We start from the raw sequence: 18,012 nt of genomic DNA on the forward strand, positions 1-18,012 counted from the left end.
AGGATGCCATGCTGGTTCTGAAGGATATCCTGGCTCATGAGTACATGGATAACCGACCGAAGAAAAACAAAAAACACAAGTAATGGAGACAAATAATCATGGAGAATGAAAAGGTATTTGCCATGTCCTTTTCCAAAGTATATGGCCTTCTGATAGCAAAAGCGGAGCGTAAAGGACGTACCAGAGAAGAGGTTGAAAAAGTCACCTTCTGGCTTACCGGGTACACCGCACAGCAGATTGATGAGCTCATGGATAGTGAGATTTCCTATGGCGATTTCTTCCGACAGGCTCCGGCAATGAATCCGAACCGGGAGAAGATTACAGGTGTTGTATGTGGTGTTCGAGTCGAAAATATTGAAAATCCGCTGATGCGTGATATTCAGTATCTCGATAAGCTGGTGGATGAACTTGCCAAAGGCAAGGCAATGGAGAAAATATTGAGGGAATAGAAAGCGTTAATCCGATGGGATATACAATGGAGGAACTGAAAGAACTTAAATAAACAGAGGGGGAAGGTTAGCTCTTCTTCCCTCTGCAAACCATTTAGGAGGAAAACGAGATGGAAAAATTTATTCCGATCAATAAGAAATCAAAGAAGGCACAGAAAGAGTATTACGCGAAGGAACGGCAGATTATCTCATGGAGATATGAACTGTTCCTTTTTTTGCGCTCTTAGTATGATGTTTTATCCTGATATGCGAAATAAGACAGGTTAATTCTTCAATATTTATATTTTTTAGAACGTAATAACTTGGTATTATAATATTCATAAAGAACCTATTATGATTAAGTGAAGAAAGTGGTGAGGTTATGAAACTGTTATTCAAACAGAGATTGTTTTCTTGGTTTGATAGTTATGATATTTATGATGAGTCTGGTAATACCGTTTATGTGGGCAAAGGTCAGTGTCTGATTCTCGAATAATTCGAGTGAGGGAAAATCATTTAGTCGGAGGCTGGGGTTCTTATTTTGTATCTGTGTAGAGGACCAATCTGTGGTATGATACAATTGATAAATCGCGAATCTCGAAGAGGTTTTTTCGTCCAAGGTGTTTAGAACATTATGTGTTAAATCGGCTTAGGAATGATGAGACTTTTATACCAGAACTTGATGTTGTGATTGAATTAGATGGCCAAATCATAGGGCAAAATATGTTCATGCAAGATGAAATTAAAGCAGATGATGGAAGAACTATTCCAATTATGACAATGGGACCGATCTGCATAGCACCTGAATTAAAGAGAAATTGAAGCTTCCAGGGCAGCTTTTCTAAACGAAAAACAAGGATTGATGGTGGGGAGGTTATTACCACCCTGCTTGAAATCTAAAATTCATATTTTCACGCAAAGGAGGAGATATACATGGGATTTTTTATAGCAATGTTCTTATGCAATTTGTTGATGCCTCTTATTATGCTTATAGGTGGTTATTGCATGTATAAGAATCCGCCTAAAGAAATAAATGGATTAGTTGGTTACAGAACAACAATGTCAAAAAAGAATAAGGATACATGGACATTTGCACACGATTACTGTGGCAGATTATGGATTAAATTAGGGTTAATAATTTTGATTCCTACAATTCTTGTGCAGATACCATTTGTACATTCGGGTGATGATGCTATAGGAATTGTTACCCTTATTGTTGAAGCGGTGCAGCTTGCTATCTTGCTTGGTTCTATTGTGCCGGTAGAAAAAGCACTTAAGCGTACATTTGATGAAAATGGCGTTAGAAGATAAAATTGATATTTTATCTGTTAAAAGGATTCTACAAATTTTAGTCTTACGAAGAGATTGAAACAGTATGACAAACGAAACATATAAACCACGTGTACCTGATTTGATGGAGGCAATATTTGATGTATGTTATTTATCCTTTGATTTGATTGCAGGTATTTTGTTCTTCGTTTTCTCAAAGGGTAATATTCTTTTTATTCTGTATGGAATTTTGACATTAACACTTTGTGGTGGAGATGCTTTTCATCTGATTCTCAGAGTAAAAAGAGCTTTGAAGGGGAGTAATGATAAGATAAAGAGACAGCTTGGTCTAGGCCTTCAGATTTCTTCAATTACGATGATGGTATTTTATATCATTCTTTTTATATGTCTGGAAATATACATTTTATGAGATACAGGCTCCAATGATATTAGAGATTATTATCTGGAGTTCTGCGCTTGTCAGAATTGTTGTTTGCTTTTTACCTCAGAACAACTGGTGCACTGATGAGGGTAATATGATATTATCCATAATTAGAAATGCTGTATTTGCAGTAACTGGTATCGGAGTTATTATTTTAACATAAAATAAGCAAGAATTCTCCCTCCTCTGCAGGTGCCAGAGTATTGATTGTATCTTACGAGATCATTTACGCAGCAGGAGGAAGAGGAGTCGGAGACTCCGGCTGAGATGTAAAGTGACAATTTTGCTCACTGGAGGACTGTTTATACAGCAGGTCTTTCAGTGGGCTTTTTTCGTTGTTGGTTATTCATGTGAAATATCGTAAAGCTCCTGAATCTCTTCCGGGAGTTTGTCCGGCAGCATGGCATTGATGCCATCTTCATTGCCGTCTTTTATCGCGGTCTCGTAGTACCAGCATTTAAACTTCAGCAGAGCAAGGGTTCTCTCCAGGGCTTTGATCTCGTCTTCCACGGCAGCTTTTCTGGTCTCGAACATCTCTTTTCTCTTCCCATAGCTGGAAGGGCCTTCCATAACCCACTGGAAGAACTGCTTGATATCCTTGATCTCAAGACCGGAGCGTTTGAGGCACTCAATCACGCGGATAGCCTCCAGTTCATCGTCGCTGAAGTAACGGATATTGCCCTTTCTCATCAGATTAGGGAAGAATCCTTCCTTGTCATAATATCTTAAAGTCGAAATAGGGAGATTGTACATCTCCGAAACCTGACCAATCGTGTACATGATGCACCTTCCTTCAAAAAAGTTCTTGACCTAAAGTTAGGTTTAGGTTGTATGATAAGATCATTATAAGATATATTCCAGTAATATTCAAGAAAAATGACCGCAAGGAGGATAAAAATAATGATGAAGACAGAAGAACTTAAGTTGGTTGCTGAATGGGATAAGACTTTTCCAAAAAGCGACAAGGTAGATCACAAGAAGGTGACATTCATTAACCGTTACGGAATTACCCTGGCAGCTGATATGTATACACCAAAGAATGCAAAAGGCGAGCTTCCTGCAATTGCAGTTTCCGGACCTTTTGGTGCCGTAAAGGAGCAGTGTTCGGGACTCTATGCCCAGACTATGGCTGAGAGAGGATACCTGACAATAGCATTTGATCCTTCCTTTACAGGTGAGAGCGGCGGCCAGCCAAGATATATGGCATCTCCTGATATCAACACCGAGGATTTCATGGCTGCAGTGGACTTCCTGTCTGTTCAAGACAATGTTGATGCTGAAAAAATCGGTATCATCGGTATCTGTGGATGGGGCGGCATGGCTCTTAATACAGCAGCTCTTGATACCAGAATCAAAGCTACTGTTGTTTCTACCATGTACGACATGACAAGAGTAAATGCAAACGGATATTTCGACTCAGAAGACAGTGAAGAGGCTAGATTTGCAAAGAAGCAGGCTATGAATGCCCTCAGAACAGAGGAATACAAAAAGGGTGAATACTCAAGAGCTGGCGGATGTCTTCCACTTCCGGTACCGGAAGATGCTCCATTCTTTGTAAAGGATTACAGCGAATACTACAAGGGAAGATGCTACCATGCGAGAAGCCTTAACTCTAACGAAGGCTGGAATAGTCTTGGCTGCCAGTCCTTTATGAATCAGCCTATTCTTACATACAGCAATGAGATCAGAAGTGCCGTATTGATTATGCACGGCGATAAGGCTCACAGCTATTACTTTGGAAAGGATGCTTATGAAGCTATGATCAAGGACAGCAAATATACAGAGAACAAAGAACTTCTCACCATCCCGGGTGCAGTGCATACAGATCTGTATGACAACCTGAAAGTCATTCCATTTGACAAGATGCAGCAGTTCTTAAAGGGAAACGGGGTAGGTTAAGATGGCGAAGAAAGTACTTATTATTTCGACAAGCCTTCGTGGCGGCAGTAATTCCGACATTCTTGCAAAGGAATGTGAAAAGGGAGCAAAAGAGGCCGGACACGAGGTAGAATACATTTCCCTGAAGGGAAAGGACATTAAGTTTTGTATCGGATGTTTGACCTGTCAGACAAAAGGCAGCTGCGTACTTACAGATGATGTGGCAGAGATTATGGAAAAGGTGCTGGCTGCCGAGGTTATCGTCTATGCAACTCCAATCTACTATTACGAGATGAGCGGACAGATGAAGACGCTTCTGGACAGAATGAACCCGATGTATCCGATGGATTATGCTTTCCGCGATATCTATATGATCGCAACTGCCGCAGAGGAAGAGGAAAGCGCATTTGAAAAAGCCTACAACGGTCTTCAAGGCTGGGTGGACTGCTTTGAAAAGGCCAAGCTCAAGGGTCTCGTAACGGGTGGCGGCATCGGTGATGCGAATGACGCTCTGAATCATGAAGAGATCATGAAGAGGGTCTATGAGCTCGGAAAGGCTCTGTAAAAATGAGAAAAATAGGGGATGGATATTATGAAGAAGATAGTACAGACAGCAGGCAGAGCTGCTCTTGGTGAATTCGCACCGGAGTTTGCTCATTATAATGACGATGTTCTCTTTGGAGAAAACTGGAATAATCAGGATATCGATGTAAAGACAAGAAGTATTATCACTGTAGTTGCATTGATGTCCTCAGGCATTACGGATTCTTCTCTGAAGTATCATCTGCAGAATGCGAAAGCCCATGGTGTGACCCAGAAGGAAATCGCAGCAGTGATCACACATGTGGCATTCTATGCAGGATGGCCAAAGGGCTGGGCCGTATTCAACCTGGCTAAAGAAGTATGGGAAACAGGAGAAGGTGATCTTCCTTACGAAGACGAAGCTATGAGAGCACATGCAAAGGAAATGGTATTCCCGATCGGAGCACCAAATGATGGATTTGCACAATATTTTACTGGTAAAAGCTTTCTTGCACCTATATCAACAAGTCAGGTTGGAATCTTTAATGTAACTTTTGAGCCGGGGTGCAGAAATAACTGGCACATTCATCATGCAACAGAGGGCGGCGGACAGATCCTTGTCTGCGTGGCAGGTCGTGGTTACTATCAGGAATGGGACAAGGATGCAATAGAAATGAAGCCGGCAGACTGCATCAATATTCCGGTAGGCGTAAAGCACTGGCATGGAGCTGCACCGGATTCCTGGTTCAGCCATCTGGCAATTGAAGTGCCTGGCAAGGATGGCTCCAATGAGTGGCTGGAAGCAGTAGATGATGAGCAATATGGCAAGCTCGATTAATGATAAAGGTGAATTGCAATGGCTATAACTGTAAATATTTATTATAAAGGGACTGGGTCTGCAGCAAAACAATTTGCAAGGGAAATGACAGAAAGCGGAACGGTGGATGCTATCAGGAAAGAAACTGGAAATCTCCGCTATGAATACTTTTCGCCGTTAGATGATGAAGAAACGGTATTGTTGATCGATAGCTGGGAAAATCAGGAAGCGATTGATATGCATCATGCATCTCCAATGATGAATACTATCATGAAATTACGAGAAAAGTATAATCTTCATATGAAGGTTGAGCGTTATGTATCAGAGGATGGCATACCGGATTCGGACAAGAAATTCATAAAGGAATAGGTGACAATTATGGCAAAAACATTAGTAACATATTTCAGCGCAAGTGGCGTAACAAAGAAGAGTGCGGAAAAACTGGCCGCAGCTGCAAAGGCAGATATCTATGAAATCAAGCCTGCAGTTCCATATACCAAGGCTGATCTGAACTGGATGGACAAGAAATCGAGAAGTAGCGTAGAGATGGGAAACAAGTCCTTCCGACCGGAAATTGTGAAAGATGATTTGGATTTATCTCAGTACGATACTATTCTGGTTGGCTTCCCGATTTGGTGGTATGTGGCACCAACCATCATTAATACTTTCCTTGAAAGCTATGATTTTGCCGGAAAGAAGATTGTTCTCTTCGCAACCTCCGGCGGCAGCGGTTTTGGAAACACGGTAAAAGAACTGAAACCATCCGCTCCTGAAGCAGAAATCGTAGAAGGAAAGCTTCTGAATCGTGCGACAGATAAAGATATCGATGCCCTGATCAAGATGCTGTAAGGGAGGCGACTCTGGATGAAAAAGTTATGGGCAGTTCTCCTTTGCTTTGTACTTCTCTTTGCTATGACTGCGTGCGGAAACAGTGCTCCGGCTGTAAGCTCAGAGAAGCAGGATGCAGAGAATGAGGGATTCACTTTTGGAGATGGAAAAAAGCCAACAGCCAGACCGGGAAATAATCTCTATGTGGTCAATCGTGATTGGACGATCAGCCATGTAGGATGAGCTGGCCATATGGCTTTTCAATCAGCGAAGCGTATCGGTGGGCAGGAGATGATCCGTGTGGATTATGAGAGATATTTGCTTGGGGAAGAAAATTTCGTGATTAATAAAAATAATGCTTGACCCTGACATAATGTCATACCTTATTATGAACTTACCACGACAGGAAAGAAGGTTTGATATTGATGATGACGGTAAATGAAGTAAGCAAATTATCAGGGGTGAGTATACGATCCCTGCATCATTACGACAAGATTGGTCTTCTGCCGGCCACGGAAGTTACAGCTGCAGGCTACAGGCTTTATGACGATAAGGCCCTGGAGCGATTGCAGATGATCTTGTTATTCAAAGAACTTCAGTTTCCATTAAAAGAGATTACAACGATTCTTGATAATCCGGAGTTTGATCGAAGCAAAGCACTGGAACAACAGATAAAGCTTTTGGAACTTCGGAAAGAGCATCTGGAAAACCTGATCGATCTGGCTCGTGGAATAAAGATGATAGGAGTTCAGAAAATGAGTAAAATGAGTTTTGATGCTTTCGATACACGAAAAATTGATGAATATGCAGCCCAGGCAAAAGCATCCTGGGGAACTACCGATGCCTATAAAGAGTTTGAGAAGAAGTCAGCTGGAAGAAGCCGCGAAGAAGAACAGGTACTTGGTGTTCAGATGATGGAAATCTTTGCGGAGTTCGGTAAGATCAGAAATAAGAAACCGGAATCAGAAGAAGCACAGGCCCTGGTAAAGAAACTGCAGAACTATATTACCGAGCATTACTATACCTGTACCGATGAGATTCTGGAAAGTCTGGGACAGATGTATGCAGGTGGCGGGGACATGACAGCCAATATTGATAAATATGCAGGCGAGGGCACTGCAATCTTTGCTAACGAAGCGATAGAAGCGTATATTCTGACAAAATAATTATCGAAAAATCAGAGTTTAGGCACCTTGTGGAGTGAAGTGTTGTCAGTCATTCCATGAGGTGCCTTTTTTGGCTTTTATGAGATTACTTCTTCCCTGGTTAAGCCTCCAGGCTGTCGATCAGGAACATCGATGCCTGCACCTCGAAGCATCGTTTCATAATTGCTTTCGATAATGCCCAGGGTCTTCTGTTGTTTCAGGAGATCCTGCTTTTCTTTTTTGGCAGAGACAAGTTCTTCTTCCAGTTCCAGCTGTTGTCGCTGCAGCTTTTCGGAAGACGGAAGTTTGTGAATACCAAACTCAGCCAGTTCTTTTAAAGTGACATCATGCAACTGATATTCTGCCTGATGTTGTATGCGGTAGAGTGCTTTGTCCGGAGCATCCTTCTCAGCACGAACCACATCACGACATGCACGATAGACTTCACAGTGCTTCATAATAATCTTCTGATTTTGAATAGCTTTTTGTGTTTGCAGGATCTGATCATCCGTAGATTGAATGGAAGCCTTCAAATCAGAAATGTGATTTTGGAATTCTTCATAGTTCAATAGATTGTGCTGTGAAAGATAACTGAAAGTCTTGGCTGCCTCTTTCAGATTATTTTTTCTGGCCCACTGTTCAAAGCCGAGGCGATTGCCGTCAGCGACATAGGAAGTCATCTCCACAAACATCCTTATTTTGAATGATGCATTTTGAGGAATGCGGGCCTTATGACGATTCTTCGCCAGACGTCTCAGGATACTGTCCTCTGTATAATAGGCTCCCAGAGTTTTGACATTGGTGAAATGTTTCTGATCAGGAGCCCGGAAAGCCAGATATTTTCCCTGCCGGATTTCATATCCTGCTTCTTTCATCTTCATCAGGAATTCATCAAAGGAAACGGACGACCAGATGGCACGATCCACGTTGTATTTGAGTTTTGCTTTCCAGCTGTTTCCTCGTTTGTACTCCATATTTTCTTTATATGATTTTGCTTTCTCTCCGGTGGGCATGGACTCTTCCAGACCATATTCCCGGCAAATGCGATTGCTGAGCTTACAGATCTTGTGATAGTTCCGTTTGTTGGAAACATACTTATGGTAGTCCACATAATTTGTTGCGTTAAAAATCAGATGGCAATGGACGTGATCCTTATCAACGTGAGTGGAAAGAACATACTCATGTTTCCCTTTCAGCGTTGCATCAGCAATTTTTGTTGCAACTTCATGAGCGACATTTGAATCTGTGATCTCACCTGGTTTGAAGGAAATGATCATATGCCAGGCAAGGTTGTCTCCCTTCTCCATCACATTATCTTTTCCCATCTTTGCAGTCATAGCAAATTCCAGATCGGCAGTTTCCGGTGAACAGCCATAGGAAGAAACCAGGTTCTGGTCATCGGTTTTATCCGGATTCGTGATATAACCGACAGCTTTCTTTACTGTAGATTTGATGCCGAAGATCTTAATATATGCCATATCTCTTTTATCATCCCCTTCAATTCTTTTATTTCTTCCGGTGTGACAGCACCAGTGGAATTGGCAAGCCTTGCCAGCTGGTTCACGTTCACACCAATCTTGTGCATCTCATAAAATTGTTTCTCAAGGTAAGTTGTATCTGTGTTTACGATGATTCCATCAATAGCCATCTTACGAAGATAAGCTCCCATATTTGCTGTCCTGGACAGAATCATTTTCTTACGAATCATCTTTTTCTCTTCAGCGGTTACAAAAAACTGAATTGGGATATCTCTGGTTCTGTTAGCCATGTAAATCTCCTTTCTGGGGGATAGAGCTTTCACCTCGATTACGCTTCGCTTCATCTCGGTCACGGCTGTCGCCGTATGAAGCCATCCTGACTTGTACAGTTGTAAGCAAGCTTCCAATGTACAATCACGCCGTCTTCGCAAAGCTCGTAGCTTGCGTGAAGATTGGGTAGGGTCCCGGTCTTGTGGCGAATGCTCGGAAGTGGAATGTCATGACACTTCCTGTCCTTGCTATTCTCTATCCCTCAACTACTAAATACAAAAATGTCTGGGGTAGTTTAGACACATTGCTTAGAGAAAAGTTGAATTTGAAAAAACAAGAGTTATGTGATAAAATATGAATTGCCTTACAAGTAGTTGTAAGGGTTGGAGATTGTTGTCAACAGTTCTTTCACCAGCTCAGCTGAGCCGGTCTGAAACTGTCTGCTAGTATAGATGACCAGTTCGGTCAGGACTAATAATAAGATGGTTAAGAACATAATGTTGTCCTCCTGCTTGATTGTAACACAATTAAGTATTGCATTTACAGGATAGCTGGCAATCAAATATAGGTCATTGCCTATCATAAAGATTACTAAGAATGAACGTATACCCATTGACTAAGGAACGCTATCCTCCATGTCGATGGGTATTGCAAATTAGAGGGAAAATAAATGGATGTTAAGGCATGGATTTCGAATCCTAAAGTGATTGCAAAAAGTAAAAAGGGATATGCGCATTTTGACTTACGAACAGATATTACGAAGGTTTCTGAATATGTTACAAACCCAGAGAAAGTAGCGCGACACAGCTTTTATCCATTCATCCATTATGTTATGCGGATGAACAAATACGATAAGAAAACTGGTGTCAAGCAGAAAAAGCGAGAAATATGTTATGCGGCGCATTTAGATCGATGCATTTATCAATATTATAGTGCATTGCTAAACGAGAACTACAACAGCTATCTTAAAGAACAAGGAATTTCTTCTGTACCGGTTGCGTATAGAACAGATTTACAAAAAAGCAATATTCATATTGCTAAGGAAGCTTTTCAATTTATTCGAGAGAATAAAAAGTGCTTGGTTTTAATTGGTGATTTTACAGGCTTTTTTGATTGTCTTGATCATCACTATTTGAAACAGCAGTGGTGCAAAGTTATGGGATATGATTTTTTACCACCAGATCATTATGCTGTTTTTAAAAATGTTACAAGATATAGCTGTTGGGAATTAGACGACTTGCTTGCAATTACTGGACTAAATCAAAAAGAGTTCAACAAGAGAAAAGTGGCTCTTTCAAAAGAGGAGTATCGTAAAAATAGAAGTCATATTGTGAAGAATAATAAATCAAAGCAGATTCCACAAGGTTCTCCTATTAGTGCAGTGCTTGCTAATATCTATATGATCGATGCGGATAAGGAAATTTATGATTATATAATGTCGCTCGGTGGCACATATATGAGATATAGTGATGATTTTATTGTTATTGTGCCTGCATCTAGAGCAGATATAGGATTGTTTCAAACTGTTTTAGATATTTTGCAAAAAATTCCAAATCTAGAACTTGAACCGAACAAAACTCAGATTTTTGAAGTTGCAGATGAAACAGTGAAAAATATTGGGCGTGACTTATTAGAAAACGCAGATGCTAGTAAGAAAGCAATTAATTTCCTGGGATTTACATTTGATGGAAAAAGTGTATCTATCCGATCAAAAACGATTAGTAAATATTATTATCGGATGTATAGAAAGGCAAAATCGATTTCAAAAAATCCGAAGTTGTCTGGGGCAGATAATTTGTACAAGAGATATTCTATTCATGGAGCCAAAGCAAAACCCGGTAATTTTTTTACGTATATTAAACATGCAGAAGAAGTATTTGGTGAAGACGAATTGATATACAGAGATTTGAAAAATCATATTCCCAAGATAAGAAGGGCATTGAAAAGAACAAGTAAATAAAGAAATCGAGCAGACTATCAATTAATGGTAGTCTGTTTTTTTATTAAAAAAATAGCGTTTTAAATAGCAATTAAAGGCGCCCGGAGACCGGTTGGCTGTCGGGATTTTTGCACAGCTATTTGTTGTAAACTGGTAGCATCAGAAAAGGAATCAAGGAGGATGGCAAATGAAGGGATATGTTACAAACAACGGATACATGGGATACGTAGATGGCAAGTACATTTTATTTGCCAGCGACAAAGAATATTTTGAATTCATGGAAGACTAAGGAGGAAGTGCAATGAGTAAGATTTATTTCACACTGACAGGAACCAAGTATTATCACGGAAACGAATTCCTGAAGCCGGGAATGAAACTGAAACTTAAGAAGGAACCGGATAACAAGTTCGATAAAGAGGCCATCGTTGTAAAGATGGAAGGACTCGGTGAGATCGGACATGTGGCAAATAGCGCACACACCGTCATCGGTGAGAGCATGAGTGCCGGACGCATCTATGACAAAATCGGTAACACTGCAAAGGCCAAGGTTGTCCTGGTAACTCCGCACGGAACGATCTGCAGTCTCTGTAAGAAGAGTCTGATTGATAACAAACATAAGAAGATGGAGGAAGCAGTCGATGAATAAAGTAATCCTGATGGGACGCTTGACCAGAAATCCAGAAGTAAGGTATGGCGCCGGAGAGAATTCTACTGCAGTTGCAAGATATACCATTGCAGTTGAGCGCCGATTCAAAAGAGACGGTGAGCAGAGTGCAGACTTTATTGGCTGTGTTGCCTTCGGGCGTAACGCAGAATTTGCAGAGAAGTATCTGCGCCAGGGAACAAAGATTGTATTGACCGGAAGAATTCAGACCGGCAGTTACACGAATCGTGATGGCCAGAAAGTTTATACAACAGACATCGTTGTTGAGGAGCAGGAGTTTGCAGAAAGCAAAGCAGCTGCAGGTAATGGCGGTCAGAATAATTACAGCAGACCAGTAAGTAACCCAACAGATGCTGATGGATTTATGAACATTCCAGATGGAATCGATGATGAATTGCCATTTTCATAAACAGATTTGGGAGGATAAATTATGTTTGGATTTGATAAGATGTTTGATTTTAATCGTGATGGACGCTTGAATGCATTCGAGAGAGCTGCACAGTTTCAGTTTATGGATAATATGATGAAGAGCAGAGAAGCTGATTCATTTAATGATGATGATGAAACAGATGTATTTGCTGAGGCAGGGCTTGATTACGATGAGTTAGAGTTTATGGATCCGGAAGAAAGAAGAGAAGTGCTGGAAGATGCAGGACTGGATCCAGATGAGTTTGATTTTTAGTGGATATGGAAGAGGAGATAGAGTGCAGAAAGAAGATTTCTTTTTTAAGGATGGAATGTTTGCTCAGAATGATAAATATATTCTGAAGGCTTTGTGTGAGGAAGATAAAGCTAATTATTTAATGTTATATCGTGAGAATTCCATCGTGGCAAAAACTTCTTCAAAGATGAGTGGTGTAGATTACGATGAGTTTGCTGAATTTGTTTGGGAGAAACTTCCAGAAGACGATGCAATTTATGTATCTGTTTTCTTGAAGGACGATAACTTGTATGTTGGAAATATTACTATGCAGCATTTGGCTTCAGATAAACCCGAAATTGGGATGGATGTTTTGTTGAAATATCGCAGGCAGAAAATTGCTTATGAAACCATCCCTCTGTTTGCGAAAAGAGTATTAGAACTTATGCCGATAGAGTATTTCATGGTGAGAATTTACTCGGATAATGAGCCAAGTAAAAAACTGTTTGAGAAACTTGGTGCAACACAAATTGGTAAAGAACCAAGTGAGTTTGCTGAAGCTTTGGCGCAACTCAAAGAAAGTTTAAAAGAGGAGTATGAAGAAATTTTGACTCGTAATCCAGAGGCTGAAAAGATTGCAAGTGAAAGGTATATTGTGCAGTACAAATATCTTCTGAAGTAATTAGGTGGCTGAGATCGTTTGTTCGATCTCAGCTATCTTTGTATTTGAAAATAAAGAACATATGTTTCTTCGCTCGCTTGAGGGAAAAGGATAGAATTTGTTATTCTTTGCTCCTGGTTCCGCAGGGTTCTTCCCATCTGAATTATCTTTACATTTATATGGATGCATTCTTGCGTTTGTGAAGATGAGTCTTGTGAATGTGATGAAGCAATGATATACTTCAAATAGAGGTGTTACTATGCGTCATATTATGCGTGAGGTGTCAATATATGAATGTAAGTTACAAAAAGTTATGGAAGCTTCTTATTGATAAAGACATGATGAAAAAAGATTTACAGGCCGAGACTGGTTTGAGTTGGGCTTCTGTGACGAAATTGTCAAAAGGAGAACCTGTCAGCATGGAAGTGCTGATGAAAATCTGTAAAGCTTTGCATTGTGATGTAGGCGATATAGTCGAATTTATAGAAGAGCCAGAAGAGTCTTCTTCAAAAGAGTAGGAGGAACAGGGATGGCCAATTTACAATTAAACAGTCCTTATAAAGGATCCGCATCTTTGACTCGTGAGCAGTTCTTATTTTATGAAATGAGAACCACAGCAAAGCTGATAGAAGAAGGAGTTAATAATACAGAGATAATGGAAAAGGTTTTTAATGAAAACTTATTCCATTATCCAACAGAAAAAACGATTAAAAAGGTATTTGTAAGGCATGTATAGCAAGACTGCATTCCAAGTCCCTCATTTGTTGATTTTGCAACTGTTCCGCCAGAGCTGATGAGCGCATTCCAGCTTATTCCATATCAGAGTGCAGAAGATGCGGTGTTTAAGGCACTGGGAATTGAGTGACAAATTGGGGATAGGACGATTGTATAGCGCTTTTGCCCTATCCGTCAAATAATGCTTGCAAATAGAAGTGGAAATAATGGATAAAAATCAAATTAGAAATATTGTTCGTCAAATGGATTATTCGAAATCAGAAATAGAGATTGATCTTTTGACTGATAATATCAAAGATAATATTGACAATCAATTGTATGATTTTTCGCTCTATAGAAAAGATATTTTTACCCAGCAAGGGAAAAAAAGAATTGTATATAGTTATCCGAATTTATCTACAGAAGCTGTTATGTGTCAATATCTAAAAAAACAGATTGATAGAAATTTTCGTATTCGTTATGCGTCAAGAAATCGGATAATGAATGTATTCTTTAATGTTTTGCCAGTCATCAAAGATATGAATGATTTTGTGATTATTCGAGCAGATTTTAAATCTTTTTTCGATAGTGTTTTGTCACGGCATGTATATGACAGGTATATCAAAGAATCCCTTATGTCTAGATGGGACAAAGAAATTTTAGAACAGTATATTGAAGAGTTTAAGTATTGCTATGCGGGGTTATGTTTGTCTAATGGATTGACAGAGATTGTATGCAGGGAATTTGATTCACGAATAAGAGCCCATTTATCTAAGTATGGAATGTTTTTTTATGAACGATATGTCGATGATATACTTCTTATTACTAATAAATATATTTCGCAAAATCAATTTTGTAATGTTATACAGCATACAATTCAAGAAGTATTTGGTGATTCTCCGGTAAAAATTAATATGTCACCAGGAAAGTTTTCTTATATTACAAGAAGAAATCTTTCGACATCGCAGAAATTTAACTTTTTGGGTTATGAATTTGAGATACGAAAAGTGACAGGGAAAAATCCAATATGTTTCAAATACGGAATTGCAGAAAAAAAACGTAAAAAATATACAGGGATAATTGAAAGAGCTTTTATTCAGTTTAAAAAGGATGGAGATATTGAACTTTTGCGACAAAGGTTGAAAATTTATTCATCGCGTGTTGTGATTGCCAGAACAATAGGTAGCAGTTCATATGATTGGCTCAAAAAGGGTGTCGTTGCAAATTATAATGAATTACAATTTCATATGGATGCATTAGAGCCGCAAACGAAAGACTTTTTGAAAAATTTATATGTGAAGTTATTAAGCAAACACGGATGTGTTATGCCGTATTTCTTAAAGCAATCTTTAACTGAAGAGAGCATTTATAATTTGGAATCAAACATGAAAAGAAACCGATCTATAATGTTTGAGAAGAATATTGGAGTGTCAGAAAGTACACTTTTAAAATGGATACGAAAATTAAACCCTGAGTACTGCAACGAAGACAAGGATTATTATAGAATGGTGATTGATTATTTGGCACTGATAAAAGTAGAGTAGCATCATCCCAAGGATGATGCTACTCCTATACAACGTATAACCTTACGGAAAGTACTTTGTACTGCTTACGTGTGTAAAGTCTATGAAACCAAAGTTCCAAAGATTTTACTTGAACGATATATCATTCATTGAAATTATAATTCGAATTAGAGGTGAAGTCAATGGATCTTACAAATATAAAAAGAAATCAATTGGATTACATGCTGACAGATGTTCTGCCAACGGAGTTGTCAGACCGATTTACATATGCATACTTTTATGAATATTTGATAGATAGAAGTAAGGACATTAACCATATCGTAAGGGAACTAATACGATTAAAGAACAAAAATGGTAAGGAAGTTCTCTTTAATGGAAGCAGCAATTGGGTGACGGCACCACTTAAATACACTATTATGAAGCAATTACATAGTGAGAGAGAGATTAGTTTATTGCAGCCAATGGCGGCGATGGAATTATTCTTGTTTGTAAGTGTGTATCAAAAAGAACTGTTGGCCTTATTAGATAAGAATTCAGTATTTTCGCTCCGATTCCATAATAAGAACAATGATTTGATTTATAAATCAAAGAATAGATCAGTTATTAAATATTTTAGTGATTTAAGTGAAGAAACGGGGAAAGAGATAATAGAACAGACGGGCATGTTTTTCAAAATAGGTCCTTATAAATCAATTGCAGCATTTACCTCCTCAGAGGAATGGCTCATATTGAATAGTAAATACAAATTCTTTATTAGAACAGATTACAAAGCATGCTTTGATAGTATTTATACGCATACGTTCAACTGGATTATTGGAAAAGATGTCAATGATACCAAAGAATTCAAAAATGGAAGTCTCTACACAGCTATAGATAGAGTATTAATGAATATCAATGCAAGAACTTCGAATGGAATAGTAGTAGGTCCAGAATACTCAAGGATGGTTGCAGAGCTTTTGCTTCAGGCAATAGACAAAGATGTGTATAATATGCTACTCAACGAGTGTTATGATGCTGGAGAACACTATAATGTGTACCGGTACGTAGATGACATTTTCATTTTTGCTGAGACCGAGGGGATAGCAAATCATATTGTTGAACTTTACGCAGAGGCGGCCAGAAAATATTTATTAAGACTAAATGATGCCAAACTTTTTAAGAGCAAAGTGCCGTTTGTATTAGATGATTGGTTAAATGAGACTAATATTTTTACTAACAGAGTGACGGCATTGTTATTCTATAATCGTGAAGAAAGAAAAGCCTACATGGAAGCAGTTTCTGATGGACAGGAACAAGTTAATCCATGTTTAATTAAGGGAAGTGGATTGGCAACAAGCAAGAGAACAATTATGAATCAATTAAATGAATTGATTTGTAAATATGAGTCTCAAATGAAAACGATAACAGCTTATTTTTTAGGAATGCTGCTAAATAAAGTCTCTCGTAATAAGGATAAGGTGTCTTTGTTCAAGAAGGATGTTTCGGAACATACTGTTTTTAATTTTTTAGATCTAGCTTTTTATGGATATTCTTTTTTTCCGAATTATAACAATACGCAGAAACTACTTTCTATAATCAGTTATGTAAGAGACGAGTTTGATATTTTTGCGTATCAGGATAAGCTTCAAAATTTATTGAATAGGTATGCGTTTGTGTTTGATAAAGCAAATGTGAACGATATTGTAAATTTGATTATGTTTTGCCGACAGGCTAACATTGCTGTGCCGTATAAACAAGAAATTAATATTGTTAGAAGACTTCATGAAAAAGATGATCCCATCTTATGGGCATCATATCTATTGTATAGCCAATACAGTAAAAAATATTATACAGAAATACGAAGCATTATTGGAAATAAACTAATCGAATGGTTGGAAGGAATTGTTCAAAAAGACAGTGTTTATACCTACCGTGAATTTTGGTGGGTTATTGTGTTCAATAAGTCTCCGCATATCACAGTGGCGGAGCAAGCTAGGATTGATGGTTTGCTTAGTATATTAAAAATCGGTATCAATAATACACCTGGTGAAACTATTGGAAATTTATTTGTTGACTACCTAAGAAATAATCCAATTCAATTTTTTGAATGGGATATGGAAAAAAGAGACTTTTTAAGAAATATTACATTCAAGACCAAAGAAAGAAGTATATTCAAGAATTATCAAGAGAATTTAGCCTCTTTATATTGGAGCAGTTTGTAACTTAAAAGGAGATTTGTATGGACCAGACAATTGATTATTACAATCTCAATGCAGAAAATTTCATAGAGAATACGCGGAATGTTGATATGCATCTGGCCCAGGATAAATTTCTTCATTTGTTGAATGAGGGAGCCGCTATCCTTGATTTTGGATGCGGTTCTGGCCGTGACACGAAATATTTCTTGGATAAAGGTTATCAGGTAACAGCGATCGATGGGTCTGCAGAACTTTGTCGGTTGGCCAGTTCTTTTACCGGTATTGAAGTGAAAGAAATGCTGTTTCAGGAATTGGATGATATGGGTACTTACGATGGCATATGGGCTTGCTCATCTATTTTACATTTGCCGAAGGTCGAACTATTGTCGGTTATCTGTAAGATGTGCATGGCATTGAAGGATAGTGGCGTGATTTACACATCTTTCAAATACAGTGATTTTGAAGGCGTGCGTAATGGTCGGTATTTTATAGATTTTACTGAGGCTTCCTTTAAGGAATTCATAGCAAAGATTCCGGAACTTACGATAGAAGAATATTGGATCACTGACGATGTCAGACCAGGAAGGGGTGATGAGAGGTGGCTCAATTTGATACTC

At 38.8% G+C, this 18,012-nt stretch carries 25 protein-coding genes; 21 read left to right on the forward strand and 4 right to left on the reverse strand.

Annotated elements, in window-relative coordinates; all coding sequences use genetic code 11:
• The first annotated feature begins 98 nt into the window (after window positions 1-98).
• The 4 genes from WMO25_RS05025 (at window position 99) to WMO25_RS05040 (ending at window position 2,127) form a co-directional block, all read left to right on the forward strand.
• Entirely contained in the window at window positions 99-449 is a 351-nt protein-coding gene (locus tag WMO25_RS05025; RefSeq protein ID WP_349084392.1) for a DUF2200 domain-containing protein, read from the forward strand.
• A 666-nt stretch (window positions 450-1,115) separates the two neighbouring features.
• Complete coding sequence (locus WMO25_RS05030; RefSeq protein ID WP_349084394.1) at window positions 1,116-1,250, forward strand: hypothetical protein; 135 nt, start codon at window positions 1,116-1,118, stop codon at window positions 1,248-1,250.
• A 111-nt stretch (window positions 1,251-1,361) separates the two neighbouring features.
• Window positions 1,362-1,739, forward strand: a complete 378-nt coding sequence (locus WMO25_RS05035; protein WP_349084396.1) for an SdpI family protein — start codon at window positions 1,362-1,364, stop codon at window positions 1,737-1,739.
• Between the two features lie 64 nt (window positions 1,740-1,803).
• Window positions 1,804-2,127 (forward strand): hypothetical protein, encoded by a 324-nt coding sequence (locus tag WMO25_RS05040; protein WP_349084398.1) that lies wholly within the window; start codon window positions 1,804-1,806, stop codon window positions 2,125-2,127.
• Window positions 2,128-2,481: 354 nt separating this feature from the next.
• On the opposite strand, the gene WMO25_RS05045 is transcribed toward WMO25_RS05040, so the two are convergent.
• Complete coding sequence (locus WMO25_RS05045) at window positions 2,482-2,919, reverse strand: MerR family transcriptional regulator (protein ID WP_235249069.1); 438 nt, start codon at window positions 2,917-2,919, stop codon at window positions 2,482-2,484.
• Window positions 2,920-3,039: 120 nt separating this feature from the next.
• On the opposite strand from WMO25_RS05045, the gene WMO25_RS05050 reads away from it, so the two are divergent.
• The 7 genes from WMO25_RS05050 (at window position 3,040) to WMO25_RS05080 (ending at window position 7,350) form a co-directional block, all read left to right on the forward strand.
• A complete protein-coding gene (locus WMO25_RS05050) occupies window positions 3,040-4,038 on the forward strand; it encodes an alpha/beta hydrolase (protein ID WP_349084400.1) in 999 nt (332 codons plus the stop codon).
• 1 nt (window position 4,039) lies between these two features.
• Window positions 4,040-4,582, forward strand: coding sequence for a flavodoxin family protein (locus WMO25_RS05055; RefSeq protein ID WP_349084401.1), 543 nt, complete (start codon window positions 4,040-4,042; stop codon window positions 4,580-4,582).
• 27 nt (window positions 4,583-4,609) lie between these two features.
• Entirely contained in the window at window positions 4,610-5,377 is a 768-nt protein-coding gene (locus WMO25_RS05060; protein ID WP_349084403.1) for a carboxymuconolactone decarboxylase family protein, read from the forward strand.
• Between the two features lie 18 nt (window positions 5,378-5,395).
• Window positions 5,396-5,725, forward strand: a complete 330-nt coding sequence (locus tag WMO25_RS05065; RefSeq protein ID WP_235249073.1) for an antibiotic biosynthesis monooxygenase family protein — start codon at window positions 5,396-5,398, stop codon at window positions 5,723-5,725.
• 9 nt (window positions 5,726-5,734) lie between these two features.
• Window positions 5,735-6,205: a flavodoxin gene (locus WMO25_RS05070; protein WP_349084405.1), complete on the forward strand. Its 471-nt coding sequence runs from the start codon at window positions 5,735-5,737 to the stop codon at window positions 6,203-6,205.
• 15 nt (window positions 6,206-6,220) lie between these two features.
• Entirely contained in the window at window positions 6,221-6,427 is a 207-nt protein-coding gene (locus WMO25_RS05075; protein ID WP_349084407.1) for a hypothetical protein, read from the forward strand.
• 182 nt (window positions 6,428-6,609) lie between these two features.
• The gene (locus WMO25_RS05080) at window positions 6,610-7,350 is read left to right on the forward strand and encodes a MerR family transcriptional regulator (RefSeq protein ID WP_349084409.1); all 741 of its coding nucleotides are present in this window, start codon (window positions 6,610-6,612) and stop codon (window positions 7,348-7,350) included.
• A gap of 77 nt (window positions 7,351-7,427) precedes the next feature.
• Here the strand turns inward: WMO25_RS05080 and WMO25_RS05085 are convergent, their stop codons facing one another.
• The 3 genes from WMO25_RS05085 to WMO25_RS05095 all read right to left on the reverse strand — a co-directional run bounded on the left by WMO25_RS05085 (window position 7,428) and on the right by WMO25_RS05095 (window position 9,573).
• Window positions 7,428-8,807: a relaxase/mobilization nuclease domain-containing protein gene (locus WMO25_RS05085; RefSeq protein ID WP_349084410.1), complete on the reverse strand. Its 1,380-nt coding sequence runs from the start codon at window positions 8,805-8,807 to the stop codon at window positions 7,428-7,430.
• On the reverse strand, window positions 8,768-9,097 hold the full coding sequence (locus WMO25_RS05090) for a MobC family plasmid mobilization relaxosome protein (RefSeq protein ID WP_349084412.1): 330 nt from the start codon (window positions 9,095-9,097) through the stop codon (window positions 8,768-8,770). The genes WMO25_RS05085 and WMO25_RS05090 overlap by 40 nt, the downstream gene beginning before the upstream one ends.
• A 344-nt stretch (window positions 9,098-9,441) precedes the next feature.
• Window positions 9,442-9,573 carry a hypothetical protein gene (locus WMO25_RS05095; protein WP_349084414.1) on the reverse strand — a complete coding sequence of 44 codons (132 nt, stop codon included), beginning with the start codon at window positions 9,571-9,573 and terminating at the stop codon, window positions 9,442-9,444.
• A 174-nt stretch (window positions 9,574-9,747) separates the two neighbouring features.
• Here WMO25_RS05095 and drt2 point away from each other — a divergent pair, with 174 nt between their 5' ends.
• The 10 genes from drt2 to WMO25_RS05145 all read left to right on the forward strand — a co-directional run.
• Complete coding sequence (drt2, locus tag WMO25_RS05100) at window positions 9,748-11,037, forward strand: antiviral reverse transcriptase Drt2 (protein ID WP_349084416.1); 1,290 nt, start codon at window positions 9,748-9,750, stop codon at window positions 11,035-11,037.
• A 280-nt stretch (window positions 11,038-11,317) separates the two neighbouring features.
• Window positions 11,318-11,662, forward strand: a complete 345-nt coding sequence (locus tag WMO25_RS05105; RefSeq protein ID WP_349084418.1) for an HIRAN domain-containing protein — start codon at window positions 11,318-11,320, stop codon at window positions 11,660-11,662.
• Entirely contained in the window at window positions 11,655-12,089 is a 435-nt protein-coding gene (locus WMO25_RS05110) for a single-stranded DNA-binding protein (protein WP_349084420.1), read from the forward strand. Before WMO25_RS05105 ends, WMO25_RS05110 begins: the two co-directional genes overlap by 8 nt.
• 21 nt (window positions 12,090-12,110) lie before the next feature.
• Window positions 12,111-12,362, forward strand: coding sequence for a hypothetical protein (locus tag WMO25_RS05115; protein WP_349084422.1), 252 nt, complete (start codon window positions 12,111-12,113; stop codon window positions 12,360-12,362).
• Complete coding sequence (locus WMO25_RS05120) at window positions 12,346-13,002, forward strand: GNAT family N-acetyltransferase (protein ID WP_349084423.1); 657 nt, start codon at window positions 12,346-12,348, stop codon at window positions 13,000-13,002. The genes WMO25_RS05115 and WMO25_RS05120 overlap by 17 nt, the downstream gene beginning before the upstream one ends.
• 269 nt (window positions 13,003-13,271) lie before the next feature.
• Complete coding sequence (locus WMO25_RS05125) at window positions 13,272-13,499, forward strand: helix-turn-helix domain-containing protein (protein ID WP_154433231.1); 228 nt, start codon at window positions 13,272-13,274, stop codon at window positions 13,497-13,499.
• A gap of 11 nt (window positions 13,500-13,510) precedes the next feature.
• Entirely contained in the window at window positions 13,511-13,717 is a 207-nt protein-coding gene (locus WMO25_RS05130; RefSeq protein WP_205840008.1) for a BrxA family protein, read from the forward strand.
• Between the two features lie 205 nt (window positions 13,718-13,922).
• Complete coding sequence (locus WMO25_RS05135) at window positions 13,923-15,239, forward strand: reverse transcriptase domain-containing protein (protein WP_349084426.1); 1,317 nt, start codon at window positions 13,923-13,925, stop codon at window positions 15,237-15,239.
• 161 nt (window positions 15,240-15,400) lie between these two features.
• Window positions 15,401-17,419, forward strand: a complete 2,019-nt coding sequence (locus WMO25_RS05140) for an RNA-directed DNA polymerase (protein ID WP_349084428.1) — start codon at window positions 15,401-15,403, stop codon at window positions 17,417-17,419.
• A 17-nt stretch (window positions 17,420-17,436) separates the two neighbouring features.
• Window positions 17,437-18,012, forward strand: a 576-nt coding sequence (locus tag WMO25_RS05145; protein WP_349084430.1) for a class I SAM-dependent methyltransferase, incomplete at its 3' end; no start/stop codon positions are given.

Source organism: Coprococcus intestinihominis, assembly GCF_040096555.1.
GTDB classification, from domain to species: Bacteria; Bacillota; Clostridia; order Lachnospirales; family Lachnospiraceae; genus Coprococcus_A; species Coprococcus_A intestinihominis.